The organism is Streptomyces sp. CA-106110, from assembly GCF_050936285.1.
Classification (GTDB): Bacteria; Actinomycetota; Actinomycetes; order Streptomycetales; family Streptomycetaceae; genus Streptomyces.
On the sequence record NZ_JBNJNB010000001.1, the window covers coordinates 9,600,001 to 9,626,444 of the forward strand.

The window sequence follows — 26,444 nt, forward strand, 5'->3', positions numbered from 1 at the left end:
TAGGCGATGGGCCCTACCGGGTTACTGACCTTAGCCAAACTCCGAATGCCGGTAAGTGAGAGCGCGGCAGTGAGACTGTGGGGGATAAGCTCCATGGTCGAGAGGGAAACAGCCCAGAGCATCGACTAAGGCCCCTAAGCGTACGCTAAGTGGGAAAGGATGTGGAGTCGCACAGACAACCAGGAGGTTGGCTTAGAAGCAGCCACCCTTGAAAGAGTGCGTAATAGCTCACTGGTCTAGTGATTCCGCGCCGACAATGTAGCGGGGCTCAAGCGTACCGCCGAAGTCGTGTCATTCATATATAAGCCCCAACGGGTGTATGGATGGGTAGGGGAGCGTCGTCTGCCGGGTGAAGCGGCACTGGAAGGTAGTCGTGGACGGTTGACGAGTGAGAATGCAGGCATGAGTAGCGATTCACACGTGAGAAACGTGTGCGCCGATTGACTAAGGGTTCCTGGGTCAAGCTGATCTGCCCAGGGTAAGTCGGGACCTAAGGCGAGGCCGACAGGCGTAGTCGATGGATAACCGGTTGATATTCCGGTACCCGCTGTGAAGCGTCAAACATCGAGCATCGTGATGCTAAGGCCGTGAAGCCGTTCCGGACCCTTCGGGGAAAGGAAAGTGGTGGAGCCGCCGAACCAAGCGGTTAGTAGGTGAGTGATGGGGTGACGCAGGAAGGTAGTCCATCCCGGGCGGTGGTTGTCCCGGGGTAAGGGTGTAGGCCGTGCGATAGGTAAATCCGTCGTACATGGGGCTGAGACCTGATGCCGAGCCGATTGTGGTGAAGTGGATGATCCTATGCTGTCGAGAAAAGCCTCTAGCGAGTTTCATGGCGGCCCGTACCCTAAACCGACTCAGGTGGTCAGGTAGAGAATACCGAGGCGTTCGGGTGAACTATGGTTAAGGAATTCGGCAAAATGCCCCCGTAACTTCGGGAGAAGGGGGCCATGCCTGGTGAGAGCACTTGCTGCTTGAGCTGGGGGTGGCCGCAGAGACCAGCGAGAAGCGACTGTTTACTAAAAACACAGGTCCGTGCGAAGCCGTAAGGCGATGTATACGGACTGACGCCTGCCCGGTGCTGGAACGTTAAGGGGACCGGTTAGCTCCATTTCGGTGGGGCGAAGCTGAGAACTTAAGCGCCAGTAAACGGCGGTGGTAACTATAACCATCCTAAGGTAGCGAAATTCCTTGTCGGGTAAGTTCCGACCTGCACGAATGGCGTAACGACTTCTCGACTGTCTCAACCATAGGCCCGGTGAAATTGCACTACGAGTAAAGATGCTCGTTTCGCGCAGCAGGACGGAAAGACCCCGGGACCTTTACTACAGTTTGATATTGGTGTTCGGTTCGGCTTGTGTAGGATAGCTGGGAGACTTTGAAGCAGCCACGCCAGTGGTTGTGGAGTCGTCGTTGAAATACCAGTCTGGTCGTGCTGGATGTCTAACCCGGGTCCGTGATCCGGATCGGGGACAGTGTCTGATGGGTAGTTTAACTGGGGCGGTTGCCTCCTAAAGAGTAACGGAGGCGCCCAAAGGTTCCCTCAGCCTGGTTGGCAATCAGGTGTTGAGTGTAAGTGCACAAGGGAGCTTGACTGTGAGACCGACGGGTCGAGCAGGGACGAAAGTCGGGACTAGTGATCCGGCGGTGGCTTGTGGAAGCGCCGTCGCTCAACGGATAAAAGGTACCCCGGGGATAACAGGCTGATCTTCCCCAAGAGTCCATATCGACGGGATGGTTTGGCACCTCGATGTCGGCTCGTCGCATCCTGGGGCTGGAGTCGGTCCCAAGGGTTGGGCTGTTCGCCCATTAAAGCGGTACGCGAGCTGGGTTTAGAACGTCGTGAGACAGTTCGGTCCCTATCCGCTGTGCGCGTAGGAGTCTTGAGAAGGGCTGTCCCTAGTACGAGAGGACCGGGACGGACGAACCTCTGGTGTGCCAGTTGTTCTGCCAAGGGCATGGCTGGTTGGCTACGTTCGGGAGGGATAACCGCTGAAAGCATCTAAGCGGGAAGCCTGCTTCGAGATGAGGACTCCCACCCACTTGATGGGGTAAGGCTCCCAGTAGACGACTGGGTTGATAGGCCGGATCTGGAAGCACGGTAACGTGTGGAGGTGACCGGTACTAATAGGCCGAGGGCTTGTCCTCAGTTGCTCGCGTCCACTGTGTTGGTTCTGAAACCACGAACAATCCCCGCACTGATGTGCTGGGCGGGTTGTCTGTTTCATAGTGTTTCGGTGGTCATAGCGTGAGGGAAACGCCCGGTTACATTTCGAACCCGGAAGCTAAGCCTTACAGCGCCGATGGTACTGCAGGGGGGACCCTGTGGGAGAGTAGGACGCTGCCGAACAAATCTTGGGAAAACCCCGCACCTGTGGTGCGGGGTTTTCTGCGTTCAGGGGCATGTTCCCACCCCCTCCTTACTGCCGCGTGAACCGTGCAGGTAGGGTCAGGGGGCATAGTTGGCTCGTTTCCCGCAGGAGGCCCCCGGGTGGAGGTCCAGGAGACCCGTGTCCAGACGGACCGGGTCCTCACCATCCCGAACATCCTCAGCATGGCGCGGCTCGTCGGCGTGCCCGTCTTCCTGTGGCTCATCCTGAGGCCGGAGTTCGGCGGCCCGAAGAGCGACGGCTGGGCGCTGCTCGTGCTCGTGCTGAGCGGCGTCAGCGACTACCTGGACGGAAAGCTCGCCAGGCGCTGGAACCAGATCAGCAGCCTCGGCCGGCTGCTCGATCCCGCTGCTGACCGGCTCTACATCGCCTCGACGCTCGTCGGGCTCACCTGGCGCGAGATCCTGCCCCTGTGGCTGACCGCGGTACTCGTGGCGCGCGAGCTGGTTCTGCTCGTGATGGTGGGCATCCTCAGGCGCCACGGCTATCCGCCGCCTCAGGTGAACTTCCTCGGGAAGGCAGCCACGTTCAACCTGATGTATGCGTTCCCGCTTCTGCTTCTCAGTGACGGAAGCGGATGGATCGCGTCACTGGCTGCTATTTTCGGATGGGCGTTCGCGGGGTGGGGTACAACCCTCTACTGGTGGGCAGGAGTCCTCTACGTGGTCCAGGTCCGCCGCCTTGTCAGGGCGGACGCCAAGGCTGATGAGCCCGCCGATTGGCGGCCGTAGCGGCTCGATGGCCCGCTCGGGGAAACTGCGGGACAATCAGACGGGTGAAGTCGGCTGGACCGTCGTCTCTTAGAGGAGGACGCTTCCGAGATGAAGGCCGTCGTGATGGCCGGAGGCGAAGGCACGCGCCTTCGCCCGATGACCTCGAGCATGCCCAAGCCGCTCCTGCCGGTGGTCAATCGGCCGATTATGGAGCATGTGCTGCGGCTGCTCAAAAGGCATGGGCTCAACGAGACCGTCGTGACCGTGCAGTTTCTGGCTTCGCTGGTCAAGAACTACTTCGGGGACGGCGAGGAGCTCGGTATGGAGCTCACGTATGCCAACGAGGAGAAGCCACTCGGTACCGCAGGGAGCGTCAAGAACGCAGAGGAAGCACTGAAGGACGACGCATTCCTCGTCATCTCCGGTGATGCCCTGACCGATTTCGACCTCACCGATCTGGTCAATTTCCACAAGGAAAAAGGTGCTCTGGTCACCGTCTGTCTGACGCGTGTGCCCAATCCTCTGGAATTCGGCATCACCATCGTCGACGAAGAGGGAAAGGTCGAGCGCTTCCTGGAGAAGCCGACCTGGGGCCAGGTCTTCTCGGACACGGTCAACACCGGCATCTATGTCATGGAGCCCGAGGTCTTCGACTACGTCGAGCCCGATGTGCCCGTCGACTGGTCCGGCGACGTCTTCCCGCAGCTCATGAAGGAAGGCAAGCCGATCTACGGCTATATCGCCGAGGGCTACTGGGAGGACGTCGGCACCCACGAGAGCTATGTGAAGGCGCAGGCCGATGTCCTGGAGGGCAAGGTCGACGTAGAGATCGACGGCTTTGAGATCTCGCCGGGAGTCTGGGTGGCGGAGGGTGCCGAGGTGCACCCCGACGCCGTGCTGCGCGGCCCGCTCTACATCGGCGACTACGCCAAGGTCGAGGCCGGTGCCGAACTGCGTGAGCACACGGTCGTCGGCTCGAACGTCGTCGTGAAGAGCGGGGCGTTCATGCACCGCGCCGTCGTCCACGACAACGTCTACATCGGCCAGCACAGCAATCTGCGTGGCTGTGTCGTCGGGAAGAACACCGACATCATGCGTGCGGCCCGGATCGAGGACGGCGCGGTCATCGGCGACGAGTGCCTCATCGGTGAGGAATCGATTGTCCAGGGCAATGTGCGCGTCTACCCGTTCAAGACGATCGAGGCCGGCGCCTTCGTCAACACCTCGGTCATCTGGGAGTCCAGGAGCCAGGCGCACCTCTTCGGCGCCCGCGGGGTGTCCGGCATTCTCAATGTGGAGATCACTCCGGAGCTGGCCGTACGACTGGCCGGTGCGTATGCCACCACGTTGAAGAAGGGGTCGACAGTCACCACGGCCCGCGACCACTCCCGTGGTGCGCGAGCGCTGAAGCGCGCCGTCATCTCGGCGCTCCAGGCCAGCGCGATCGACGTACGGGATCTGGAGAACGTGCCGCTGCCCGTCGCCCGGCAGCAGACCGCTCGCGGCAGTGCCGGCGGAATCATGATCCGTACCTCGCCGGGTGTGCCGGACTCCGTCGACATCATGTTCTTCGACAGCCAGGGCGCCGATCTGTCGCAGGCCGGTCAGCGCAAGCTGGACCGGGTGTTCGCGCGGCAGGAGTACCGGCGTGCGTTCCCCGGCGAGATCGGGGATCTCTACTTCCCGTCCAGCGTCTTCGATTCGTACACCGGATCGCTGCTGCGCAGTGTCGACACCTCGAGGATAGCCGAGTCGGGCCTCAAGGTGGTCGTGGACGCCTCGAACGGCAGTGCCGGGCTGGTGCTGCCGAGCCTGCTCGGCAAGCTCGGTGTGGACTCGCTGACGATCAACCCCGGTCTGGACGAGTCCCGGCCCACGGAGACCGCCGACGCTCGTCGGTCCGGGCTTGTGCGGCTGGGTGAGATCGTCGCCTCGTCCCGGGCCGCGTTCGGCGTGCGGTTCGACCCGGTCGGCGAGCGGATCTCCCTCGTCGACGAAAAGGGGCGGATCGTCGAGGACGACAGGGCGCTGCTCGTGATGCTCGACCTGGTGGCCGCGGAGCGTCGCAGTGGGAAGGTGGCCCTCCCCGTGACGACGACGCGGATCGCCGAGCAGGTGGCGGCGTACCACGGAACGCAGGTCGAATGGACCACGACCTCCCCGGACGACCTCACGCGCGTGGGCCGGGAGGAGTCGACGATCTTCGGCGGTGACGGGCGCGGCGGTTTCATCGTGCCGGAGTTCAGCAGCGTCTTCGACGGGACGGCCGCCTTCGTGCGGCTGATCGGGCTGGTGGCACGGACCCAGCTCACGCTGAGCCAGATCGACGCGCGGATTCCACGGGCACACGTCCTCAAGCGCGATCTCGCGACCCCGTGGGCCGTCAAGGGTCTGGTCATGCGCCGGGTCGTGGAGGCGGCCGGAGAACGGTCCGTGGACACGACAGACGGGGTACGGGTCGTGGAGACGGACGGGCGCTGGGTGCTGGTGCTCCCCGACCCTGCCGAGGCGGTCACCCATCTGTGGGCCGAGGGTCCCGACGACGCCTCCGCGCAGGCCCTGCTCGATGAGTGGTCGGCCGTCGTGGACAGCGCCGGCCGGTAAGAACAGAGGGCACGCGTGCGTGCCGGACAAGTGCCCCCAAGGGTGCCTGTCCGGCATGCCGGTGGGGCCATTCGGAGTATGCGGTCACGACATGCGACGATGTGCTGCATGCCGCAGCCGCCCCCCGTTCGGAGCACATACGGCCGCCCGTCGCGCCCGGATGCTTCCATGTCGTTGCTCACCAACGTCATGGATCACAGCCTCGACGACGGATATGCGCAGGCCGCCGCCCGGAAGAAGGCCGAGGGCTCCGGCGGTATGCCGAAGACGGTCCGGGCCAAGCTCGGTCTCGCGGCAGGACTCGTGCTCGCCGCTCTCGTGGTGACCGTGGGCGCCGCCCAGGCGCGTGTGGCCGCCCCCACGGTCGCCAAGGAGCGCCAAGAGCTCATCGACCGCATCCAGCGCGAGACCGCGGCCGCGGACAAGCTGGAGGGCACCGTCGACGCACTGCGGGACGATGTGAGCGCACGGCAGCGCGCGGCCCTGAAGCAGGACGGCAGCGGCGACGGTGCCGACCTCGTCGGAATCCTGTCGGGAGCCGTCGCCGTACACGGCCCCGGGGTGAAGCTCGTCGTGAACGACGCCAAGGAAGCCACCACCGGCGGCAACGGGAATCCTCGCGAGACCGCGGACTTCTCCGACACCGGACGGGTCCGGGACCGCGATATGCAGCGGGTCGTGAACGGGCTGTGGGAGTCGGGCGCCGAGGCGATCTCGATCAACGGGCAGCGGCTGACGTCCCTGTCGGCGATCAGGGCGGCGGGAGACGCGATACTGGTCGACAACAGGCCGCTGGTGCCGCCGTACACGGTGCTCGCGGTGGGGGACGGCCAGCGGCTCAGCACCAGGTTCCAGAACAGCGCCGACGGGTTGTACCTGCATGCGCTGCAGGAGAACTACGGGATCCGGACCGCTATTTCCGTCGAGGGTGACGTCCGGCTGCCCGCCGCACCGAGTGTGATCGTACGTACAGCACAACCGAGCACAGAGAAGGGCACATCGTGATCGCCGTACTGGGCCTGGTCGTCGGAGTCGTGGTCGGTCTGTTGGTCCGGCCGGAGGTTCCGGCGGTCGTCGAGCCTTACCTGCCGATCGCCGTCGTGGCGGCGCTGGACGCCGTGTTCGGCGGCTTGCGGGCCATGCTCGACGGCATCTTCGACGACAAGGTCTTCGTGGTGTCGTTCCTGTCGAACGTGGTGGTGGCGGCGCTGATCGTCTTCCTCGGTGACAAGTTGGGCGTCGGCGCGCAGCTCTCCACCGGTGTGGTCGTCGTCCTCGGCATCCGCATCTTCTCCAACGCCGCGGCGATCCGCCGGCATGTGTTCCGGGCGTGAGGCGGATGAGCGACGAGGAAGCGACGAACAGGCCGTCGCAGGCTCCGGAGCCGTCCGAGGCCCCCGGTGCGCCGCAGGCGGAGGAGTCCCGGACCGCCGAGCACCGGCTGCGCAGGGAGCTGCCGCAGGAGATCCCCGCGGCGGCCGTCGGCTCGGGAGACCCCGAAGACGACCAGGACCCGGAGAGCTCGCTGACGGGCCGTCAGCGTCTGGTGAAGGGCTTGTGGCCGCTGCGGGTCTCGCGTGCCCAACTCATCGTTGCGGTACTGCTGTTCGGCCTCGGTTTCGGTCTTGCCGTCCAGGTCGCCTCCAACAGCGACGGCAGCAGTGCCCTGCGCGGCGCGCGCCAGGAAGATCTTGTGCGCATCCTGGATGAACTGGATGACCGCACGCAGCGTCTTCAAGACGAGAAGCAGGGTCTCGAAGATCAGCGGTCCGAGCTCGAGAACAGCTCGGACCGTGCCGAGGAGGCCCGCAAGCAGACCGCCGAGAAGGAGAAGCAACTCGGCATCCTTGCGGGCACGGTGGCGGCGCAGGGGCCCGGCATCACGATGACCATCGAGGACACGAAGGGAACGGTCCAGGCGGACATGCTGCTCGACGCGGTCCAGGAGCTGCGCGCGGCCGGTGCGGAGGCGATCGAGGTGAACGGCGTCCGGGTCGTCGCCAGCACGTTCCTGTCGGACTCGGGGAAGAGCGTGAGCGTCGACGGGAACAAGATCACCCAGCCCTATCGTTTCAAGGTCATCGGAAAACCGCAGGACCTCGAGCCGGCGCTGAACATCCCGGGAGGCGTGGTGCAGACTCTCGAGAAGGAGCAGGCAGTGGTCACCGTGGAGCGTTCCACGAAGATCGTCGTAGATGCCTTGCGAGCGGTGAAGCAGCCTGACTACGCTCGGTCGTCATCGCAGTGAACCGGGGGTGCATGGAGCCGGTCCGGCAGGAGCAAGAGGTTGCGGGGGGTCGGCGCACCGAATGGGCGGTGCGTGGTGGAAACTGTCTGGTGGATACGGACGTTGTGAGGATGTCCGGGTCGACCGGTGTACGCAGTCAGGGTTCGTCCTGCCCCACGGGCGGGTCTGTTTCGGTCAAGGGGAATCGCCCGTGAAGTTGTTTGCGAAGTTGTTCGGCAAGAGCGCGCGAGAGGGCAGTGACAACGCGACGGCCCGCCATCGCGCACAGCCGGGAGAAGCACAGGGGCAGCGTCCGCTGTTCCGGGACCAGGTGGCTGGTCCAGGTGGTGACATTTCGGGAGGTCAGGGCGCGGCGGCTGTTGACCATGGCGCGTCCGGCCCCATAGGTTTCGGGGACATGTCGACTCTGGTGTGTACGAGGTGCGGTCACCGCAACGCGGAGAACAGCCGCTTCTGCTCCAACTGCGGCGCCCCGCTTCGCCCGGGGGCCGTTCCGGAGCGTGCCTCCGAGACGACCTCCACGATCTCCATTTCCGGTCTCGAGGCGTACGACGCGGAGGCCACCGGCCAGACGCCGACCCCGACGCTGTCTCCGGAAGCCCAGGCGGCCGTCGACGCGCTGCCGTTCGGTTCGGCGCTGCTCGTGGTGCGCCGCGGCCCCAACTCGGGCAGCCGCTTCCTTCTGGACAGTGACCTGACCACGGCGGGGCGTCATCCGCAGAGCGACATTTTCCTGGATGATGTGACGGTCTCACGCCGGCATGTGGAGTTCCGCCGGAGCCCTGAGGGCGCGTTCACGGTCGCTGACGTCGGCAGCCTCAACGGCACGTACGTCAACCGTGAACGCATCGACCAGGTGCCGCTCCACAACGGCGACGAGGTGCAGATCGGCAAGTACAGGCTGGTCTTCTACGCGAGTCAGCGGGGCATCTGACCTGCCAGGGCAGGGTCCCCCGCCAGGGAAGGGTCCATGCTTTACACACCGAGCGGCGGTGCCGACAGCGGTACCGCCGCCACGGACAGCGGGCTGATGAGTATCGGCACCGTGCTGAACGTGTTGCGCGAGGAATTCCCCGAAGTCACGATTTCGAAGATCCGTTTCCTGGAGACCGAGGGGCTGATCGAGCCACAGCGCACCCCGTCGGGATACCGCAAGTTCAGCGCGCACGACGTCGAGCGCCTCGGTCAGGTGCTGAGGATGCAACGGGACCACTACCTGCCGCTGAAGATCATCCGTGAGCATCTGGACGCCCTGGAACGGGGCGAGGAGGTGCGGCTGCCCTCCCTGGGCCGTTCGCGTGACACGGGTGAGGGCGAGCTGCTCGGGGACGTCCTGGGCGAGCCCGAGGCCTCCGCGGCGATGCGCATCGGCCGGGGCGAGCTGCTGAAGGTCACGGGGATCAGCGCGGAGCAGCTCGAGGAATGGGAGTCGTACGGCCTCGTGGCGCCGTTCCCCGACGGGATGTACGACGCCGAGACGGTCACGGTGGCCACTCTGGTGGCCGAACTGGGCAGGCATGGCATCGAGCCCCGGCATCTGCGGGTCATGAAGGCCGCCGCGGACCGCGACGCAGGCTTGGTGGACCAGGTGGTGGCCCCGCTGCGGCGCCATCGCAACCCCCAGACCAGGGCACATGCCGAGGCACGCACCAAGGAGCTGGCGGGGCTGGCGGTGCGGTTGCACGCGGCGCTGGTGCAGTCCGCGCTGGGTCTGCGGCTGCCCTGAGCGGGGGTGTTCGCCGTCGGCGGATCGTGGGCCGTTCTGTGCCCGACTACCCAAACGTCCCGGGCACGGCCTAGGGTTGCTGTGTGAACGAGCTCGATGTCGTAGGTGTCCGGGTCGAGATGCCCTCCAACCAGCCGATCGTGCTCCTGCGCGAAGTGGGAGGCGACCGTTACCTGCCCATCTGGATCGGCCCCGGGGAGGCGACGGCCATCGCGTTCGCCCAGCAGGGCATGGCTCCCGCACGACCGCTGACCCACGACCTGTTCAAGGACGTGCTGGAGGCCGTCGGCCAGGAGCTCACGGAAGTGCGCATCACGGATCTGCGTGAGGGCGTCTTCTACGCGGAGCTGGTCTTCGCCAGCGGTGTCGAGGTGAGTGCTCGCCCATCCGATGCCATAGCGCTGGCACTGCGCACCGGGACGCCGATCTACGGCAGCGACGGTGTGCTCGACGACGCGGGCATCGCGATCCCGGACGAGCAGGAGGACGAGGTCGAGAAGTTCCGGGAGTTCCTCGACCAGATCTCGCCCGAGGACTTCGGGACCAGCAGCCAGTGACGGTGTCCGGCGGAGGGTCGGCCGGCCGTGCGTGCCGACCGACGGCCGGGCTGCGATGTGTGCCCCGGGGCGGACGGGAGCAGTGAACCGGCGCAGTGCGCGCGGACCCGCGGCGTGGATGCGCCGGAGCGTTAGAGCGGATCGCACGAGTGCTCGGACGAACTGCGGGGCTTCCAGGACGGACCGGCATCCGGTTCTGGCACGCACAGCGAGACGAGACGCCGTCCTTGTCATGCCGAGCCTTGTGACTGCGCTGCGCGAAGCGCGCTGAGCCTTGGTATCAGGGAGACGTGAGTGCGTCGGGCCTTCAAAGCGTCGAGTGGGGAGCGAGCCGAGGCGGCGCGTCCGGGAAGTGGCACATGCCTGCGGCCAGTGCCACTTGTGAGGCCCACCTGCTAGAGCATTCGGCTAGCCTTTCCCCGCGGAAGGGCACGGAAAACCACTCCTAGGGTGATTATCACTCGGCGTGCCGAGTGTGGCGATCGTTGACGCACCCCTGGTGACTGCCTACCGTCGAGAAGGCAGGTCAAGGACGGAGGTCGGCGTGAGAATCAGCGGCGGCGGTACGGCGGGGGGTGCCCCCGGACACAGTCTGGGGGACAGCGGCCCGTACCCTTCCTCAAGCTCTCGGCTCCGTCCGAGCAGGGGGTATCCCCATCCCAGCAGCACGACCGACCCTCCCTCTCCCCGGCCCACGGCCGTTCCGGACGACGGAGGGGTGGCTTCCGAGCAGATCGGCTATCGCGGTCCCACGGCGTGTGCTGCCGCGGGCATCACCTACCGCCAGCTGGACTACTGGGCCAGGACGGGCCTGGTCGAACCGAGCGTGCGCCCCGCATACGGATCGGGCACACAGCGGCTCTACAGCTTCCGGGACGTCGTCGTCCTGAAGATCGTCAAGCGGTTCCTCGACACCGGCGTCGGCCTGCAGAACATCCGTACCGCCGTCCAGCACCTGCGGGAGCGCGGTTTCCGCGACCTGGAGCGGATGACGCTGATGAGCGACGGCGCCACCGTCTACGAATGCACCTCACCGGACGAGGTCCACGCCCTGCTCCAGGGCGGTCAGGGCATCTTCGGCATCGCCGTCGGCGTGGTGTGGCGGGACGTGGAGAGTGCGCTGTCGCAACTGCACGGGGAGCGGGTCGACACGGGGGAGACCCTCGTCGGGCACAACCCCGCCGACGAGCTGGCAAGGCGGCGCAACCGGGCCGTCTGAGCCGCGCCAGCTCATCGCTGCCGTGATGTCAGTGGTGTAGGGCAGCATCGGACATGTGAGAGCCGTGCCCACGATCCTGCATCTCGACATGGATGCCTTCTACGCCTCGGCGGAGCAGGCATCCAAGCCGAGCCTGCGCGGCAAGGCCGTCGTCGTGGGCGGACTCGGGCCGCGCGGAGTGGTGGCCACTGCCTCGTACGAGGCCCGGGTCTTCGGGGTGCACTCGGCGATGCCCATGGCCCAGGCACGCCGGCTCGCGCCGAACGCCGCGTATCTGATCCCGCGCTTCACGTTCTACCGGGAGATCAGCGAGCAGGTGATGGGGCTGCTGAGAGCCTTGTCGCCGCTGGTGGAGCCGTTGAGCCTGGACGAGGCGTTCGTGGACCTGGAGGCCGGGGGAACGGCCTGGGACGAGGAATCCGCGCGGCTCGCCGGAATGAAGCTGCGCACCGACATCCGGGCCGTCACCGGGCTCACGGGTTCCGTCGGGCTGGCCGCCTCCAAGATGCTCGCCAAGATCGCTTCCGAGCAGGCCAAGCCAGACGGCCTCGTGCTCATACGGCCGGGTACCGAGCGCGCGCTGCTCGGACCGATGTCGGTGCGCACGCTGCCGGGCGTCGGGCCCGCCACTGGGGACCATCTGCGGCGGGCCGGGATCACCACGGTCGACGAGATCGCCGAGGCGGGGGAGGACGAGCTCGTGCGACTGCTGGGCAAGGCCCATGGACAGGCGCTGTACGCCATGGCGCTCGCGCAGGACGAGCGGCCGGTGGTGGCCGAGCGGGAGGCCAAGTCGGTGTCGGTCGAGGACACCTATGACGTGGACATCCACGACCGGATCCGGGTCGCCCTGGAGGTGCAGCGGCTCGCCGACCGGTGTGTGCACCGGCTGCGGGGCGCCGGCCTGTCGGGCCGCACGATCGTGCTGAAGGTGCGGCGGTACGACTTCTCCACCCTGACCCGTTCCGAGACCCTGCGCGGGCCCACCGACGATCCATCGGTGGTGCGGGAGGCCGCCGCGAGGCTGCTGGAGGCCGTGGACACGACCGGCGGCGTACGGCTGCTCGGCGTCGGCGTCACCGGACTGGCCGACTACACGCAGGAGGACCTGTTCGCCCAGGCTCACCTGGCAGCGTCCGAGGCGGGCGGGGACGATCGCGCGCAGGCCGAGGAAGCGGTACCGGAACCCGCTGAGCAGGAGCCAGCGGCGCCCTCGGAGCACGTCTGGCGAGCAGGTCAGGACGTGCGCCACCCCGAGTACGGGCACGGGTGGGTGCAGGGCAGCGGTCTCGGCCGGGTGACCGTACGGTTCGAGACGCCGGACTCGGAGCCGGGGCGGGTCCGTACGTTCCGGAGCGACGACCCGGGCCTCGAGCCGGCGGATCCTCTGCCGCTGGTGTCGCGAAGCCCGGAAGTCGCGGATCCTGATCCTGGGACGGCGCCGTCCGGGGCGGAAGCATGACGGGGCCACTTCAGGCCCGGGCCGTCATGGCCGCCCGCCGGGGCGAGTGAGGTCCGCCAAGGGCACCGCGCTCCAGGATGGCCGACGCGGGTTGGTTCGGACGGGCGGTCTCAGGTCTCCTCGGTCCCCGCGAGATGCCCGAAGTCGCGGTCGTGCGCGGGCGGCGGTGAGGCCACGTCCAGACCGTAGTGGTGGTAGAGCTGCAGCTCCTGCTCGGGGGAGAGATGGCGCCCGACGCCGAAGTCGGGGGCGTCCTTGATCAGGGAGCGCTCGAAAGGCACGTAGAGGGCCCCTTCGACCAGCTCGCTGGGCTCCAGGGGGACGAACGCGTCCCTGCCGAACAGGCCCGTCCGTATGGCGGCCCACTCCGGTACTCCGGTCGCGTCGTCGAGATAGATCTCGTCGATCGTGCCGATCTTGTTCCCATTGCGGTCGAACGCCTTGCGGCCGATCAGATTCCGCGGATCGATATCGGTCTTCACGGTCCCTCCAACTGGTCGCAACGCATCCGTAAGCACTACAAAAGAGCACAATGAGCCAGGCGGCCACTCGAAGGTTGTCTTGTTGCTGCCGCTGGTAGTCTGGCAAGCGGCTGCTGACCCCGTGCGGGAGAGTCCTCCGGAGTGAACCGGAGGCGCCGAAGGAGCAAACCCTCCCCGGAATCTCTCAGGCACACGTACCGCACGGACGAGGTCACTCTGGAAAGCAGGGCGGGTGTCGACGGCTTCCGCTCTCACCGACGGTGAAAACCGGAGCGCCCTCGGGCGGACCGGTGAAGCTCTCAGGTTTGAGATGACAGAGGGGGAGGCCGTCGGGGTACCCGCGCCGGGGTACCCCTCGAAGGTCGCGTCAGACCAGGAGGCCTCTGCATGACCGCCCACCGCATTCCGCTGTCCGAGCTCGAACGGGGGACGCCCTTCGAGCAGCGCCACATCGGGCCCGACCAGGAGGCGCGGGCCAAGATGCTCGCCCAGGTCGGCTACGGCTCCCTCGACGAGCTCACCGCCACCGCGGTCCCGGATGTGATCAAGAACGCCGACGCACTGGACCTTCCGGGCGCCCGCACCGAGGCGGAGGTGCTGGCTGAGCTGCGCTCCCTCGCCGACCGCAACCAGGTCCTCGACTCCATGATCGGTCTGGGCTACTACGGGACCTTCACTCCGCCGGTGATCCTGCGGAACGTGATGGAGAACCCGGCGTGGTACACCGCGTACACGCCGTACCAGCCCGAGATCTCCCAGGGCAGGCTCGAGGCCCTGCTCAACTTCCAGACCATGGTCGCCGACCTCACCGGCCTGCCGACCTCCGGTGCCTCGCTGCTCGACGAGGGGACCGCCGCCGCCGAGGCGATGGCGCTGTCCCGGCGTATGGGCAAGAACAAGAAGGGCCTGTTCCTGGTCGACGCGGACGCGCTGCCGCAGACCATCGCGGTGATCCAGACCCGTGCGGAGCCCACGGGCGTCGAGGTCGTCGTCGCCGACCTCAGCGACGGCATCCCGGCCGAGGTGGCCGAGCGCGAGATCAACGGCGTACTGATCCAGTACCCGGGCGCCTCCGGCGCCGTCCGCGACATCAAGCCGGTCATCGAGCAGGCGCACGAGCTGGGCGCGGTCGTCACCGTCGCCGCCGACCTGCTCGCGCTCACGCTGCTGACCTCGCCCGGTGAGCTGGGCGCCGACATCGCCGTCGGGACCACACAGCGCTTCGGCGTGCCGATGGGCTTCGGCGGCCCGCACGCCGGCTACATGGCCGTGCACGAGAAGTTCGCCCGCAGCCTGCCGGGCCGGCTCGTGGGCGTCTCCGTGGACGCGGACGGGCACAAGGCCTACCGGCTCGCCCTGCAGACGCGCGAGCAGCACATCCGCCGCGAGAAGGCGACGAGCAACATCTGCACCGCCCAGGTGCTGCTCGCCGTGATGGCCGGGATGTACGCCGTCTACCACGGCCCCGAGGGTCTGCGGACCATCGCGCGCCGTACCCACCGCTACGCCGAGATACTCGCCGCGGGTCTCACGGCGGGCGGTGTCGAGGTCGTCCACGGCGCCTACTTCGACACGCTGACCGTGCGCGTCCCGGGCCGTGCCGACGCGGTGGTCGCGGACGCGCGCGAGCGCGGGGTCAACCTGCGCCTCGTGGACGCCGACCATGTGTCCGTCTCCTGTGACGAGACGACCGGCCGGGCCCAGCTCGGTGCGGTGTGGACCGCCTTCGGTGTCGAGGGCGACATCGAGGCGCTGGACGCCCGCGCCGGGGACGCACTCCCGCAGAGCCTGGTCCGCAGCGACGACTACCTCACGCACCCGGTCTTCCACCAGCACCGCTCCGAGACCGCGATGCTGCGCTACCTGCGCCGGCTGGCGGACCGGGACTACGCGCTCGACCGCGGCATGATCCCGCTGGGCTCCTGCACCATGAAGCTCAACGCGACCACCGAGATGGAGCCGGTCACCTGGCCCGAGTTCGGTCAGCTGCACCCCTTCGCACCCGCCGAGCAGGCGCAGGGCTACCTGACGCTGATCCGCGAGCTGGAGGAGCGGCTCGCCGAGGTCACCGGCTACGACAAGGTCTCCCTCCAGCCCAACGCCGGCTCCCAGGGCGAGCTGGCGGGTCTGCTCGCGGTCCGCGGCTACCACCGCGCCAACGGTGACGAGCAGCGCACTGTCTGCCTCATCCCCTCCTCGGCGCACGGCACCAACGCCGCCAGCGCGGTCATGGCCGGGATGAAGGTGGTCGTCGTCAAGACCGCCGAGGACGGCGAGATCGACATCGCGGACCTGCGGGCCAAGATCGAGCAGTACCACGACGAGCTCTCGGTGCTGATGATCACGTACCCGTCCACGCACGGTGTGTTCGAGGAGCACGTCGCGGACATCTGCGCGGCGGTTCACGAGGCCGGCGGCCAGGTGTACGTCGACGGCGCCAACCTCAACGCGCTGGTCGGCCTCGCCAAGCCGGGTCACTTCGGCGGTGACGTCTCGCACCTCAACCTGCACAAGACGTTCTGCATCCCGCACGGCGGCGGCGGTCCCGGCGTGGGCCCCGTCGGCGTCCGCGCGCACCTGGCGCCGTACCTGCCGAACCACCCGCTGCAGCCCGCGGCGGGCCCCGAGACGGGTGTCGGCCCGATCTCCGCCGCCCCCTGGGGCTCCGCCGGCATCCTGCCCATCTCCTGGGCGTACGTCCGGCTCATGGGCGGCGAGGGCCTCAAGCAGGCCACGCAGGTGGCCGTGCTGTCCGCCAACTACATCGCCAAGCGCCTCGAGCCCCACTACCCGGTGCTGTACACCGGTCCGGGCGGCCTGGTCGCCCACGAGTGCATCATCGACCTGCGCCCGCTGACCAAGGCGACCGGAGTGAGCGTCGACGACGTCGCCAAGCGGCTGATCGACTACGGCTTCCACGCGCCGACGATGTCGTTCCCGGTGGCCGGCACGCTGATGATCGAGCCGACCGAGTCGGAGGACCTCGCCGAGATCGACCGGTTCTGCGACGCGATGATCGCCATCCGCGCCGAGATCGAGAAGGTCGGCTCGGGCGAGTGGCCGGCCGAGGACAACCCGCTGCGGAACGCCCCGCACACCGCCGCTGCGCTCGGCGGGCAGTGGGAGCACGCCTACGCGCGCGAGGAGGCCGTCTTCCCGGCCGGTGTCTCGGCTGCGGACAAGTACTGGCCGCCGGTACGCCGCATCGACCAGGCCTTCGGTGACCGCAACCTGGTCTGTTCCTGCCCGCCGCTGGACGCTTACGAGGAGTAATCACCCTCCGGCATGCGTCGGGGCCGGTTCGGAGCGTTCGTCTCCGGGCCGGCCCCTTTGTATGCGGGGCAGCGGCTGCCCCTTGTGCGCCTGCCTCAGGCGGCGGTCATCACCTGGTCGGTGCCCATCGGGCGGTGCGGGGCGATGATCTGACCGTCGGGCAGAAGCTCACCGGTGTCCTCGAACAGCAGAACGCCGTTGCACAGCAGGCTCCATCCCTGCTCCGGGTGGTGCGCCACGAGACGGGCGGACTCCCGGTCGGCGGATTCGGCGGTCGGGCACGGTGGCTGGTGCTGGCACATGGTGGATGGGATCTTTCGCTCTGTCGTGATCTGTGGGTTGGCTGTCGTGTCTGTCCTGCGGCTCGTCGAGTCGTTCATGGCCGCTCCCCCGTTGTGAAGCATCGGTCTGGACCCAGTGTTGCCCTACGGACGTCAATCCGCAGGGATTTCGCAGCACCGCTCCTCACAGGTTGATGACGCGTCACCCGCGCGGACGGTTCAGTCCAACTCGAGGGTCACTTCAGGTGGTTCGTGATGGTCGGAAGGGGCTAGTCAAGGGCGCCCGACCAGCGCGCTGTCCCTCGTACGAGCGTTGTGGAGCACCAATGAGCAACGGACGTCCGGGCGTGTCGGCGACCCTGACACACGACGTGCCCCGCGGCCTTCTGCGGCAGCGGGGCACGAACGGGCGGGGCTAGGCGGGCGTCGGTGAGCCGAGCAGCGGGCCCCGGGTGATCCGGAGGTTCAGCACCGGGAGGAGATCGGCGACCCGGTGCGCGCGATGGGCCGCGATGCCGGGCGGGGCCGGCGCGAGCGGCACCAGCAGGTCGGTCGCGGCCGGGTGGCCCGTCGCGCCGTCGGCGGTGCAGTCGCCGTGCAGCCACAGGGTGAGCATGTAGAGCTCGGGCACGGACAGCAGCCGTGCCTGGTAGGGCTGGGTCATCGTCTCCGCCTGGCGCAGGGCCCGTTCGGTGGAGGCGACATAGGGACCCTCGAAGAAGTGGGAGAACGCCCAGCCGTCGGGGGTGAGCATCGTCTCGGCGGCGGCCACGGCGCGGTCGCCGGAGCGGATGAGGAATCGCCACCCGGCGAGCCGGGTGGCGGACGCGCCGGCCGGAGTGATCCGGTCCAGCACATGCACCGGCAGGGGCAGTTCGGGTGTGACGGGTCCCTGGGCGGTGCGCAGGGACGGGGTGACAGCCTCGCGGACCGCGGTGGGGGAACCGAGGGCCGTGAGGACGGAGCGGAGGGCGGGCGCGGGAGCCGGGGGGACGTGCAACTGCATGGTGGGTCGCCTCTCATTCGACAGGCATGGTGGCGCGAGGGCGTGGTGGGGCGGGCGGACGGCGCTGTCAGCTCTCGGGGTCCGAGGGGCGGGGGATGGTGCCCGGACGAATGGCGACGCTTTTGACGACAGGCTCAGGACCGCGAGTGCCAACTCTCTACCCCGTGCCGAAAGTTTATATGACGCGCGTTCATGCAGTGTTTCATCTAGTCGTCCCGCGTATGACGAACAAGGAGATATTCGGTCGGCGATAAGCGGGATTCGTCCCGGTGCTGCTCGGGCCCGACAGCCGTGACCTCGGAATACTCGCCCGTAGCGGTAGGCCGATTCTCGTCGGCGTTTTTCACGACGTGGTTGCGCCGGGAAACTGCTCAATGCGCCATGCCCCGTGAATGTGCCGGACGGCATCGGCCATCAGCCTACCGTGCGACCGCCCGAGTGCGGGACGTTATCGATCGCGTTGCCGGGGCATCATCCACCGAGACCCGGGACAGCAGCGGCCGGAACGTCGGCCTACCCATCACAGGAGGGACGCTTCGATGGGAGAGAAGGTCGTGGCGGGGCCGTTCGACCTGTCCGATCGCCAGCGCTACCGCGGCAAGCTCAGGCAGTGTCTGGAGGGACTGGCGCGACTGCTGGAGGAGAAGCGGTTCGACAGGCCGAAGAACCTGATGGGTCTGGAGATCGAACTGAATCTCGTCGGATCCGACGGCATGCCGAAAATGCTGAATGCGCAAGTGCTGGAAAGGATTGCCAGCCGGGATTTCCAAACAGAACTCGCCATGTTCAATCTGGAAGTCAACATAGCTCCACACGCGCTGGGCGGACGTGTATTCGACCGGCTCGCCGAAGAGCTGCGCACCTCGCTCGCCTATGCCGACCGCAAAGCCGGCGAGGTCGATGCCGGAATCGTGATGATCGGCATTCTGCCCACCCTCGACCGTGACGACCTGGTCTCCTCCAATCTCTCGGCTGTCGACCGGTACAGGCTGCTCAACGACCAGATCGTCGCAGCGCGCGGCGAGGACTTCAGGCTGGACATCGACGGGGTGGAGCGGCTGGAGTGCACCTCGCGCTCGATCGCGCCGGAGGCCGCCTGCACATCCGTCCAGCTGCATCTCCAGGTCACCCCGGGGCGCTTCGCGGACGTGTGGAACGCCGCACAGGCCGTCGCGGCGGCGCAGGTCGCCGTCGGCGCCAACTCCCCGTTCCTGTTCGGGCGTGAACTGTGGCGCGAGTCCAGGCCGCCGCTGTTCCTGCAGTCCACCGACACCCGGCCGCCCGAACTGCAGGCGCAGGGCGTGCGACCGCGCACTTGGTTCGGGGAGCGCTGGATCACATCCGCGTACGAACTGTTCGAGGAGAACCTGCGCTACTTCCCGGCGCTGCTGCCGATCTGCGACGACGAGGACCCGTTGCGCGTCATCGACGAGGGCGGCACGCCCAAGCTCGCCGAACTGGTCCTGCTCAACGGCACGGTGTACCGCTGGAACCGGCCCGTGTACGGCATCGCGGACGGCGTCCCGCATCTGCGCGTGGAGAACCGGGTGCTGCCCGCCGGCCCCACCACCGTCGACGTGATCGCGAACGCGGCCTTCTACTACGGCGTCGTCCGTGCCCTCGCGGAGGACCAGCGGCCGGTGTGGACCCGGCTGCCGTTCGAGGCCGCGGCGGCCAACTTCGACGCGGCCTGCCGGTACGGCATCGATGCGCGTCTTCAGTGGCCGCGACGCGGGCGCTACGGGGGGATCACCGAGGTGGACGCCGTGGACCTCGTACGCGACGAACTGCTCCCGCTCGCCGCGGCGGGGCTCGACGCGTGGGGTGTCGAGCCGGCCGACCGGGACCTCTACCTCGGAGTGATCGAGGAGCGGTGCCGGCTGAGGGTCAACGGCGCGAGCTGGCAGGCAGCCAGCTTCCACCGGGCTCTGGAACAGGGTCTTGACCGGGACGCCGCGCTCGCCGAGACGACCCGCCGGTACTGCGAGCTGATGAACAGCGGCGAGCCGGTGCACACCTGGCCGGTCGGGTTAGCGGAACCGGTGCTGCTGGGCTGACCCGCCGCACACCGGTCACCGGCCGCCGCCCGCACGATCCCGACGAGGTCCCGGGTGGGTCCGCGGTGCGGCCGGTGACCCGGCGCTGAGCCCTGGCCGCCCCTGCGATCCACCCGGCGTCCGTACGTCGATCTGAGTGTCGATCTGCGTCCCGTATGTCTCCGTACGGCCCCCATGTCCGTCACGCACGATCTTCGTCACTTCTTTCGAGACCCGGAGGGGGTGAAGATGGGGGTCGGACGGGACTGCTCAGCGGGAGGCGGGAGTGCAGGTGGAGGCAGGATCGGTGGCCGATACTTCGACGACGGAGCGGCCGACGCGACGGATTCTGCGGGACGAGACGCTGCTGGTTCTGGCGCTCTCGCTCGGCGCGAGCGGCGTATCCGCGCTGATCAGCTTTGTCGGATCGGTCACCAAACCAGGAGGTCTCAAGGATCAGGCCGCCACACTCAACGCCTCGGCGGCACCCGGCCGTCCCTGGCTGGATCTTGCCTGGCAGCTGTTCGGGATCGCGACGGCGCTGGTGCCCGTCGCGCTCGTCGCGCATTTCCTGCTGCGGGAGGGGGCCTCGCTGCGCACGCTGGGCTTCGACCGGACGCGGCGGTGGCCGGACCTCGGGCGCGGAGCGGCGATCGCCGCGGTGATCGGCTCCACGGGCATCGCCTTCTATCTGGCCGCCCGTGGTTTCGGTGCCAACCTCACCGTGGTGCCCGAGGCGCTGCCCGACGTGTGGTGGAAGTACCCGGTGCTCGTCCTGTCCGCGGTGCAGAACGCGGTGCTCGAGGAAGTCATCGTCGTCGGCTATCTGCTGCGGCGACTAGGCCAGCTGGGCTGGACGCCGGGCACGGCCCTGGTGGCCAGCTCGGTGCTGCGCGGCTCCTATCACCTCTACCAGGGCATCGGCGGGTTCTTCGGCAACATGGTGATGGGGGTCGTCTTCGTCTACCTGTACCGGCGCTGGGGCAGGGTCGGCCCGCTGGTGGTGGCCCACTCGCTGCTCGACATCGGGGCGTTCGTCGGGTACGCGCTGCTGGCGGGCAAGGTGGGCTGGCTGCCCACGGCGTGACCGCTGCCGCGTAGCGGCCGTGCGGAAGCGTTCGGGCCGGGGGCACACGTGGGAATCGTGCACCCCCGGCCCGGGGTCAGACGAGCAACTCGCCTTCGATGACGGTGACCGCCCGGCCGACGAGCAGGGTCCGGTCGCCCCGCAGTTCCGTGCGGACCCGGCCGGAGCGGGGCGAGGCCTGCAGCCCGGTGAGGTCGGGGCGGCCCAGACGCTCGGACCAGTAGGGGGCAAGGGCCGTGTGCGCGCTGCCGGTGACCGGGTCCTCGTCGATGCCGACGTTCGGGAAGAAGCAGCGCGAGACGAAGTCGTATCCCCGGGAGGGATCCTCGGCGCGTGCGGTGGCGATGATGCCGCGCGGCGAGTGGCGGCCGAGCGACCTGTGGTCGGGGGCAAGGCCCAGGACCGTCTTCTCGTCGGTGAGTTCGACGAGCAGGTCGCCCACGTTCGGGCCGGTGTCGAAAGCGGTGCGGGGCTCGGCCCCGAGGGCTTCGGCCACGCCCTCGGGGATCTCCATCCGGGTGAGCGGCGCGGTGGGGAAGTCCAGCCCGACGGAACCGTCCGCATGGGGCTCCGCGGTGAGCACGCCGCTGCGGGTGGCGAACCGTACGGGACCCTCGTGGGCGCCCGTGGTGTGCAGCACGTGCGCGGTGGCCAGAGTGGCGTGACCGCACATGGCCACCTCGGTGGCGGGCGTGAACCAGCGCAGCGCCCAGTCGGCCTCGTCGCCCTCGGGCAGGCGGTGGGCGAACGCGGTCTCGGCGTGGTTGACCTCGCGGGCCACGTCCTGGAGCCAGGCGTCGTCCGGGAAGGCGTCGAGGAGGAGAACACCGGCGGGGTTGCCGGCGAAGGGCCGGTCGGTGAAGGCGTCGACGATTCGAATCCGCATGCGCCGACGGTAGAGGGCGACGGGCGGGCCGGGCCAAGGGCCAATTCGGGCTGTCTGGACCACGTCCGCGGAGCCTTCGGCCGACAGAACGACAACAAGGGTGCTGCCCGCCCCCCCAGCCGTGGACTCCGAGCTGCGCGCCGTGCGCGGAGCACAGCTTCCGCCCCCTCTACGGAAGGGGCTTGCCGCGTCCATCGTTCCGATATATCGTTGAGGTATCGCGACAGATCAACGATGGAATGGAGTGTGATCGCGATGCGTAGTCATGGACAGGACTTCGGATTCGAACGGCGTGGACACCGCGGCGGACCCGGTCATCACGCTCAGGGCGGCTTCGAGGGCATGCGTGGAGCCTTCGGGCCCTTTGGTCCCGGCGGGCACGGTGGCCCCGGTTTCGGCGGGCCCGGTTTCTTCGGCCCGGGCGGCCCCTGGGGTGGACGCGGCAGGGGAGGGCCGAGGGGGAGGGCGCGGCGCGGCGACGTACGCGCGTCGATCCTGGCTCTCCTCAAGGACCGGCCCATGCACGGCTACGAGATGATCCAGGAGATCGCCGAGCGCAGTGGCGGGGCGTGGAAGCCCAGCCCGGGCTCGGTCTACCCCACTCTCCAGTTGCTGGAGGACGAGGGGCTGATCGCGAGTGAGAGCGAGGGCGGCAAGAAGCTCTTCTCGCTCACCGAGGAGGGCCGTGCCGCGGCCGGCGAGGGTCCCGAGGCCCCTTGGGAAGAGGCCTCGCGCGGCGTGGACTGGGAGGCGCTGCACGAGATCCGGCAGGCCGGTGTCGGCCTGATGGAGGCGTTCAGCCAGGTCTGGAAGACCGGCGACAAGGACCAGCGCGACAAGGCCCTGGCGGTCATCAACGAGGCCCGCAAGAAGCTGTACCTGATCCTCGCCGAGGAAAGCTGACGGCAGGTCGGGAGAGCGTAGGGCGCCCCGCGGAATCAGCTCCGCGGGGCGCCTTCGGGTTCGGGTAGCCCGATCAGGACACCAGCGCGCCCAGTTTGCGGAGCGACTCGTTGAGCGCGGCCGTCGCGGAGTCCTTCAGCTTGCCTGCCATCAGGGAGACCGCCGCGCCCGTGAACTCCCCGTCGATGCGGACCGAGGTCCCCTCGCCGTCCGGTGTCAGCGTGTAGCGCGTGGCGACGTTCACCGCCATCGGGCCCTTGCCTCGGATGGCCAGGACCCGCCCCGGCTCCAGTTCGTCGATGGTCCAGGTGACTTCGGCCGGGAAGCCCATGAGCTTCATGTTCTCCTCGAAGGTCCCTCCCACCTCCAGTTTCTCGGGGCCGCCCTTCGGGAAGCTCGTGTGGGTCGCGTTCCACTCGCCGTATGCCGGCCAGTCCGTGAGCTGGGCCCACACCTTCTCGGTGGGCGCCTCGATGCGCGCTTCCGCGCTGACTTCGGCCATGCGGCCACCCCTTCGTGTCGGGTGCTGCGCCGGGCGCAGCTCCGGTGTCGCGGAACGTAGCCGCAGACCCTGGAACATTCAATACTGATGAACCGTCAGAAGAGGTGGAGTTGAAGTGCTGCACTTCCGGGTGCGGAAGGGCGTGGCTGTCCGGGGTGTCCGCGGCGACGTCATCCGCAAGGAGGAGAAAGCGTCCGGTGGTGCACAACCTGCGTCGGACGCGCAAATGCTGCCCGCCGGGGATGTCAGGCGCCGATGGGGCTGATGAGGTGGTACACGTGTCACCCCGTCCTTCCCATCAGACGCCCGCGGAACGCGGCTCGCACCTCGGTGTCCGGCTCACCGACGAGCTCGCGGCGGCGGTGTCGGGTGCGCGCAGAAGGGCGCTGCGGGACGGGGACCGGCAGGTCGACACGGCTCATCTGCTGCACACCCTGCTGGAGTCCGACCCCGAGGTCCACGCCGTTCTCGACGGCCCCGAGATCGCACGGCTCCTGGGCTATCTCGTCCAGCGCGCGATCGGCTACGGGCTGCGCTGGCAGGGCACGGTCGAGGACTCCGGCGCGATACCGGTGCTGCGTGAGCCCGGGGGCTGGTCACCGGCGGCGGCGAGCGCCCTGGACGCGGCATACGGGCGCGCGGCGCGACGTGGCGACGGACGCGCGCGGGGGCTCGACCTCCTCGCGGCGATCGTCGCGGACCCCGAGTCACGGGCCGTGGAGGTCCTCGGCCGCGCGGGCGTGGACGTGCATACGCTTCCGGCGCGGATAGAGGCGGCCGGCGCGGTGCGCGAGTACGCGGGGGAAGTGGAGGCCGGCCGCCAGGCGCAGGTGCGGTGGGACGCGGGGGGATGAGCACGCCCACGGCGGGCGGGGTCCAGTTTCTGAGACAGGTGCATTCAGGGGTGACGCTCATGTCGTCGCCTGCCATCATGTGCCGGTGCATACGTCTCAGGGGAATCAGGGAAACCGCGGCAAGGGTGTCGGGCTGGGGCTCGCCCTCGCGTCGGCGGTCGCCTTCGGCGGATCGGGAGTCGCGGCCAAGCCGCTGATCCAGGCGGGGCTGGACCCGCTCGACGTGGTGTGGCTGAGGGTCACGGGCGCCGCGCTGGTCATGCTGCCGCTCGCCGTGCGCCACCGCGCGCTGCTGCGCCGCCGTCCCGCACTGCTCGCCGGGTTCGGCCTGCTCGCCGTGGCCGGTGTCCAGGCCTGCTACTTCGCCGCACTCTCCCGTATCCCGGTCGGCGTCGCCCTGCTCATCGAGTACCTCGCACCCGCACTCGTGCTCGGCTGGGTGCGTGTCGTGCAGCGGCGGCCCGTGACGCGTGCCGCAGTGATCGGCGTGGTGCTCGCGGTCGGCGGTCTCGCCTGTGTCGTGGAGGTGTGGTCGGGCTTGAGCTTCGACGCCCTGGGCCTGACCCTCGCGCTCGGCGCAGCCTGCTGCCAAGTCGGCTACTTCGTCCTGTCCGACCAGGGGAGCGAGGCGGGCGACGAGGCCCCGGACCCGCTCGGCGTCATCGCGTACGGACTGCTCGTCGGGGCCGCCGTCCTGACGGTCGTCGCCCGCCCTTGGGGCATGCACTGGTCCGTCCTGGCCGGCACCGCGCACATGAACGGCACATCCGTACCCGCCGTCGCGCTGATCGCCTGGATCGTCCTGATCGCCACGGTGCTCGCCTACGTCACGGGCGTCGTGTCCGTGCGCCGGCTCTCGCCGCAGGTGGCAGGTGTCGTGGCCTGCCTCGAAGCCGTCATCGCGACCGTCCTGGCCTGGGTGCTTCTCGGCGAGCACCTGTCGGCGCCGCAGATCGCCGGTGGTGCGGTCGTCCTGGTCGGCGCCTTCATAGCCCAGTCGTCGGCGCCCGCGAAGGTCTCCGTCGAGCCGGTGGCCGGCGGTGGTGCCGAAAGGGAGTTGTCGATCCGCGGAACGGCCGCATAAGGTGCCGACCATGCATTCCGACGCACTCGTTCTTCCACCTCCGGCCGCCTGAGGCGGGCCCTCCGGACATGCGCCCGGCGAGTCGCCGGGCGGAACGGTGCTGCCCGCAGAAGAAGTCCACCGACCCCGGTGTTCCGGGGTTCCCTCCCGAACTTCTGCTCATCTGCGGAGAGAATTCGTGTCGAATGCTGCCTCCGGCCTGCCCGTCGGGCGAGGCCTCCTCTATCTGATCGTCGCCGGTGCCGCGTGGGGCACCGCGGGCGCCGCCGCCTCCCTGGTCTACCAGGTCAGTGACATGGGCCCGGTGGCCCTGTCCTTCTGGCGCTGCGCGGCCGGGCTCGTCCTGTTGGTCGCCGTCCGGCTCCTGCGCCCTGGCGCCCGGACCGCCCCGTCCGAGCCGTTCGGCCGCAGGACGCTGCGGGCCGGTGCCACCGGTGTGGGACTCGCCGTGTTCCAGACCGCCTACTTCGGGGCCGTTGCCGCCACCGGACTTGCCGTCGCGACCGTCGTCACCCTCGGCGCGGGGCCGGTGCTCATCGCACTCGGCGCCCGTCTGACCATGGGGGAGCGGCTCGGCCGCGGCGGGTTGATCGCCGTCGCGGGGGCGCTCGCCGGGCTGGGTGTGCTCGTGTTCGGCGGCGGCGGTGCGACGGTACGCCCCTGGGGCGTGCTGCTCGCGGTCGTGTCGGCGCTCGGCTACTCCGCCATGACGCTGCTCACCCGATGGTGGGGCCGTGACGGCGGGGCCGACGTGTCCGCGGGGACCGTGTCGACGTTCGCGGTCACCAGCCTCTGCCTGCTGCCGTTCGCCCTGCGGGAGGGGCTGCTGCCGCACACCGCGCAACCGGGCGCCGTCCTGTGGCTGCTGGCGTACATCGCGGCGGTGCCCACGGCCCTGGCCTACGCCCTCTACTTCGCGGGGGCGGCCGTCGTACGGTCCGCCACCGTGTCCGTGATCATGCTGCTCGAGCCGGTCAGTGCGGCGGTGCTCGCCGTCGTCCTGCTGGGGGAGCGGCTCACGGCGGCGACGGCGGTCGGAACCGCGCTGATGCTCGGTTCGGTCACGGGGCTCGCAATGGCGGAGGCACGCGGAGAGCACATGCCCGAGGACGAGCCCGTTCTCGTGTGAATCGG

Annotated in this window: 22 protein-coding genes, 2 rRNA genes and 1 riboswitch (1 of these 25 running past the window's edge); of the genes, 19 read left to right on the forward strand and 5 right to left on the reverse strand. The window is 68.4% G+C overall.

Annotated elements, in window-relative coordinates:
- The 12 genes from ACQEXA_RS44210 to ACQEXA_RS44265 form a co-directional block, all read left to right on the forward strand.
- Window positions 1-2,145: ribosomal RNA gene (locus ACQEXA_RS44210) — 23S ribosomal RNA — on the forward strand; it begins 956 nt to the left of the window's first position.
- 85 nt (window positions 2,146-2,230) lie between these two features.
- A 5S ribosomal RNA gene (gene rrf, locus ACQEXA_RS44215) occupies window positions 2,231-2,347 on the forward strand.
- Window positions 2,348-2,488: 141 nt separating this feature from the next.
- Window positions 2,489-3,118, forward strand: a complete 630-nt coding sequence (locus ACQEXA_RS44220) for a CDP-alcohol phosphatidyltransferase family protein (protein WP_361000338.1) — start codon at window positions 2,489-2,491, stop codon at window positions 3,116-3,118.
- A 90-nt stretch (window positions 3,119-3,208) separates the two neighbouring features.
- Entirely contained in the window at window positions 3,209-5,704 is a 2,496-nt protein-coding gene (locus ACQEXA_RS44225) for a sugar phosphate nucleotidyltransferase (RefSeq protein WP_432925467.1), read from the forward strand.
- A 99-nt stretch (window positions 5,705-5,803) separates the two neighbouring features.
- Entirely contained in the window at window positions 5,804-6,709 is a 906-nt protein-coding gene (locus ACQEXA_RS44230) for a DUF881 domain-containing protein (protein ID WP_359398403.1), read from the forward strand.
- Window positions 6,706-7,038, forward strand: coding sequence for a small basic family protein (locus tag ACQEXA_RS44235; RefSeq protein WP_019708255.1), 333 nt, complete (start codon window positions 6,706-6,708; stop codon window positions 7,036-7,038). Before ACQEXA_RS44230 ends, ACQEXA_RS44235 begins: the two co-directional genes overlap by 4 nt.
- 5 nt (window positions 7,039-7,043) lie before the next feature.
- Window positions 7,044-7,952 (forward strand): DUF881 domain-containing protein, encoded by a 909-nt coding sequence (locus ACQEXA_RS44240; protein WP_432925465.1) that lies wholly within the window; start codon window positions 7,044-7,046, stop codon window positions 7,950-7,952.
- Between the two features lie 61 nt (window positions 7,953-8,013).
- The gene (locus ACQEXA_RS44245; protein WP_432925463.1) at window positions 8,014-8,886 is read left to right on the forward strand and encodes an FHA domain-containing protein; all 873 of its coding nucleotides are present in this window, start codon (window positions 8,014-8,016) and stop codon (window positions 8,884-8,886) included.
- A gap of 36 nt (window positions 8,887-8,922) precedes the next feature.
- On the forward strand, window positions 8,923-9,678 hold the full coding sequence (ftsR, locus tag ACQEXA_RS44250; protein ID WP_432925461.1) for a transcriptional regulator FtsR: 756 nt from the start codon (window positions 8,923-8,925) through the stop codon (window positions 9,676-9,678).
- An 83-nt stretch (window positions 9,679-9,761) separates the two neighbouring features.
- On the forward strand, window positions 9,762-10,235 hold the full coding sequence (locus tag ACQEXA_RS44255) for a bifunctional nuclease family protein (RefSeq protein ID WP_004002801.1): 474 nt from the start codon (window positions 9,762-9,764) through the stop codon (window positions 10,233-10,235).
- 544 nt (window positions 10,236-10,779) lie between these two features.
- Window positions 10,780-11,454, forward strand: coding sequence for a MerR family transcriptional regulator (locus ACQEXA_RS44260; RefSeq protein WP_359398261.1), 675 nt, complete (start codon window positions 10,780-10,782; stop codon window positions 11,452-11,454).
- A 55-nt stretch (window positions 11,455-11,509) separates the two neighbouring features.
- Complete coding sequence (locus tag ACQEXA_RS44265; RefSeq protein WP_432925459.1) at window positions 11,510-12,916, forward strand: DNA polymerase IV; 1,407 nt, start codon at window positions 11,510-11,512, stop codon at window positions 12,914-12,916.
- 110 nt (window positions 12,917-13,026) lie between these two features.
- Here ACQEXA_RS44265 and ACQEXA_RS44270 read toward each other — a convergent pair whose 3' ends face one another.
- Window positions 13,027-13,398, reverse strand: a complete 372-nt coding sequence (locus ACQEXA_RS44270; protein WP_359398265.1) for a PRC-barrel domain-containing protein — start codon at window positions 13,396-13,398, stop codon at window positions 13,027-13,029.
- 114 nt (window positions 13,399-13,512) lie between these two features.
- A riboswitch (glycine riboswitch) is annotated at window positions 13,513-13,608 on the forward strand.
- Between the two features lie 177 nt (window positions 13,609-13,785).
- Here ACQEXA_RS44270 and gcvP point away from each other — a divergent pair.
- The gene (gcvP, locus tag ACQEXA_RS44275) at window positions 13,786-16,671 is read left to right on the forward strand and encodes an aminomethyl-transferring glycine dehydrogenase (protein WP_432925457.1); all 2,886 of its coding nucleotides are present in this window, start codon (window positions 13,786-13,788) and stop codon (window positions 16,669-16,671) included.
- A 95-nt stretch (window positions 16,672-16,766) separates the two neighbouring features.
- Here the strand turns inward: gcvP and ACQEXA_RS44280 are convergent, their stop codons facing one another.
- Together ACQEXA_RS44280 and ACQEXA_RS44285 are read right to left on the reverse strand one after the other, a co-directional pair.
- The gene (locus tag ACQEXA_RS44280; RefSeq protein ID WP_351231908.1) at window positions 16,767-16,973 is read right to left on the reverse strand and encodes a DUF5999 family protein; all 207 of its coding nucleotides are present in this window, start codon (window positions 16,971-16,973) and stop codon (window positions 16,767-16,769) included.
- A 394-nt stretch (window positions 16,974-17,367) separates the two neighbouring features.
- Window positions 17,368-17,958: a hypothetical protein gene (locus ACQEXA_RS44285; protein ID WP_359398270.1), complete on the reverse strand. Its 591-nt coding sequence runs from the start codon at window positions 17,956-17,958 to the stop codon at window positions 17,368-17,370.
- A gap of 539 nt (window positions 17,959-18,497) precedes the next feature.
- On the opposite strand from ACQEXA_RS44285, the gene ACQEXA_RS44290 reads away from it, so the two are divergent.
- A complete protein-coding gene (locus ACQEXA_RS44290; protein ID WP_359398272.1) occupies window positions 18,498-20,015 on the forward strand; it encodes a glutamate--cysteine ligase in 1,518 nt (505 codons plus the stop codon).
- 265 nt (window positions 20,016-20,280) lie between these two features.
- Complete coding sequence (locus tag ACQEXA_RS44295) at window positions 20,281-21,081, forward strand: CPBP family intramembrane glutamic endopeptidase (RefSeq protein WP_432925454.1); 801 nt, start codon at window positions 20,281-20,283, stop codon at window positions 21,079-21,081.
- A gap of 76 nt (window positions 21,082-21,157) precedes the next feature.
- On the opposite strand, the gene ACQEXA_RS44300 is transcribed toward ACQEXA_RS44295, so the two are convergent.
- On the reverse strand, window positions 21,158-21,967 hold the full coding sequence (locus ACQEXA_RS44300; protein WP_432925452.1) for a PhzF family phenazine biosynthesis protein: 810 nt from the start codon (window positions 21,965-21,967) through the stop codon (window positions 21,158-21,160).
- 255 nt (window positions 21,968-22,222) lie between these two features.
- Between ACQEXA_RS44300 and ACQEXA_RS44305 the strand changes: the two genes are divergently transcribed.
- On the forward strand, window positions 22,223-22,870 hold the full coding sequence (locus tag ACQEXA_RS44305) for a PadR family transcriptional regulator (RefSeq protein ID WP_432925450.1): 648 nt from the start codon (window positions 22,223-22,225) through the stop codon (window positions 22,868-22,870).
- A 73-nt stretch (window positions 22,871-22,943) separates the two neighbouring features.
- Here ACQEXA_RS44305 and ACQEXA_RS44310 read toward each other — a convergent pair whose 3' ends face one another.
- Complete coding sequence (locus ACQEXA_RS44310) at window positions 22,944-23,372, reverse strand: type II toxin-antitoxin system Rv0910 family toxin (protein WP_432925448.1); 429 nt, start codon at window positions 23,370-23,372, stop codon at window positions 22,944-22,946.
- A gap of 242 nt (window positions 23,373-23,614) precedes the next feature.
- Between ACQEXA_RS44310 and ACQEXA_RS44315 the strand changes: the two genes are divergently transcribed.
- The 3 genes from ACQEXA_RS44315 to ACQEXA_RS44325 all read left to right on the forward strand — a co-directional run bounded on the left by ACQEXA_RS44315 (window position 23,615) and on the right by ACQEXA_RS44325 (window position 26,439).
- On the forward strand, window positions 23,615-24,226 hold the full coding sequence (locus ACQEXA_RS44315; protein ID WP_432925446.1) for a Clp protease N-terminal domain-containing protein: 612 nt from the start codon (window positions 23,615-23,617) through the stop codon (window positions 24,224-24,226).
- A 79-nt stretch (window positions 24,227-24,305) separates the two neighbouring features.
- The gene (locus ACQEXA_RS44320) at window positions 24,306-25,310 is read left to right on the forward strand and encodes an EamA family transporter (RefSeq protein WP_432925444.1); all 1,005 of its coding nucleotides are present in this window, start codon (window positions 24,306-24,308) and stop codon (window positions 25,308-25,310) included.
- Between the two features lie 178 nt (window positions 25,311-25,488).
- Window positions 25,489-26,439, forward strand: coding sequence for a DMT family transporter (locus tag ACQEXA_RS44325; RefSeq protein ID WP_432925442.1), 951 nt, complete (start codon window positions 25,489-25,491; stop codon window positions 26,437-26,439).
- The last annotated feature ends 5 nt before the right edge of the window (window positions 26,440-26,444 follow it).

Excerpts from the sequence above, each read along its gene's own strand:
- ACQEXA_RS44305 (WP_432925450.1), top strand. The coding sequence starts at position 22,223 with ATGCGTAGTCATGGACAGGACTTCGGATTCGAACGGCGTGGACACCGC.
- ACQEXA_RS44315 (WP_432925446.1), top strand. The coding sequence starts at position 23,615 with ATGTCAGGCGCCGATGGGGCTGATGAGGTGGTACACGTGTCACCCCGT.
- ACQEXA_RS44280 (WP_351231908.1), bottom strand. The coding sequence starts at position 16,973 with ATGTGCCAGCACCAGCCACCGTGCCCGACCGCCGAATCCGCCGACCGG.
- gcvP (WP_432925457.1), top strand. The coding sequence starts at position 13,786 with ATGACCGCCCACCGCATTCCGCTGTCCGAGCTCGAACGGGGGACGCCC.
- ACQEXA_RS44240 (WP_432925465.1), top strand. The coding sequence starts at position 7,044 with ATGAGCGACGAGGAAGCGACGAACAGGCCGTCGCAGGCTCCGGAGCCG.
- ACQEXA_RS44225 (WP_432925467.1), top strand. The coding sequence starts at position 3,209 with ATGAAGGCCGTCGTGATGGCCGGAGGCGAAGGCACGCGCCTTCGCCCG.
- ACQEXA_RS44285 (WP_359398270.1), bottom strand. The coding sequence starts at position 17,958 with ATGCAGTTGCACGTCCCCCCGGCTCCCGCGCCCGCCCTCCGCTCCGTC.
- ACQEXA_RS44290 (WP_359398272.1), top strand. The coding sequence starts at position 18,498 with ATGGGAGAGAAGGTCGTGGCGGGGCCGTTCGACCTGTCCGATCGCCAG.
- ACQEXA_RS44300 (WP_432925452.1), bottom strand. The coding sequence starts at position 21,967 with ATGCGGATTCGAATCGTCGACGCCTTCACCGACCGGCCCTTCGCCGGC.
- ACQEXA_RS44310 (WP_432925448.1), bottom strand. The coding sequence starts at position 23,372 with ATGGCCGAAGTCAGCGCGGAAGCGCGCATCGAGGCGCCCACCGAGAAG.
- ACQEXA_RS44230 (WP_359398403.1), top strand. The coding sequence starts at position 5,804 with ATGTGCTGCATGCCGCAGCCGCCCCCCGTTCGGAGCACATACGGCCGC.
- ACQEXA_RS44245 (WP_432925463.1), top strand. The coding sequence starts at position 8,014 with ATGGGCGGTGCGTGGTGGAAACTGTCTGGTGGATACGGACGTTGTGAG.
- ftsR (WP_432925461.1), top strand. The coding sequence starts at position 8,923 with ATGCTTTACACACCGAGCGGCGGTGCCGACAGCGGTACCGCCGCCACG.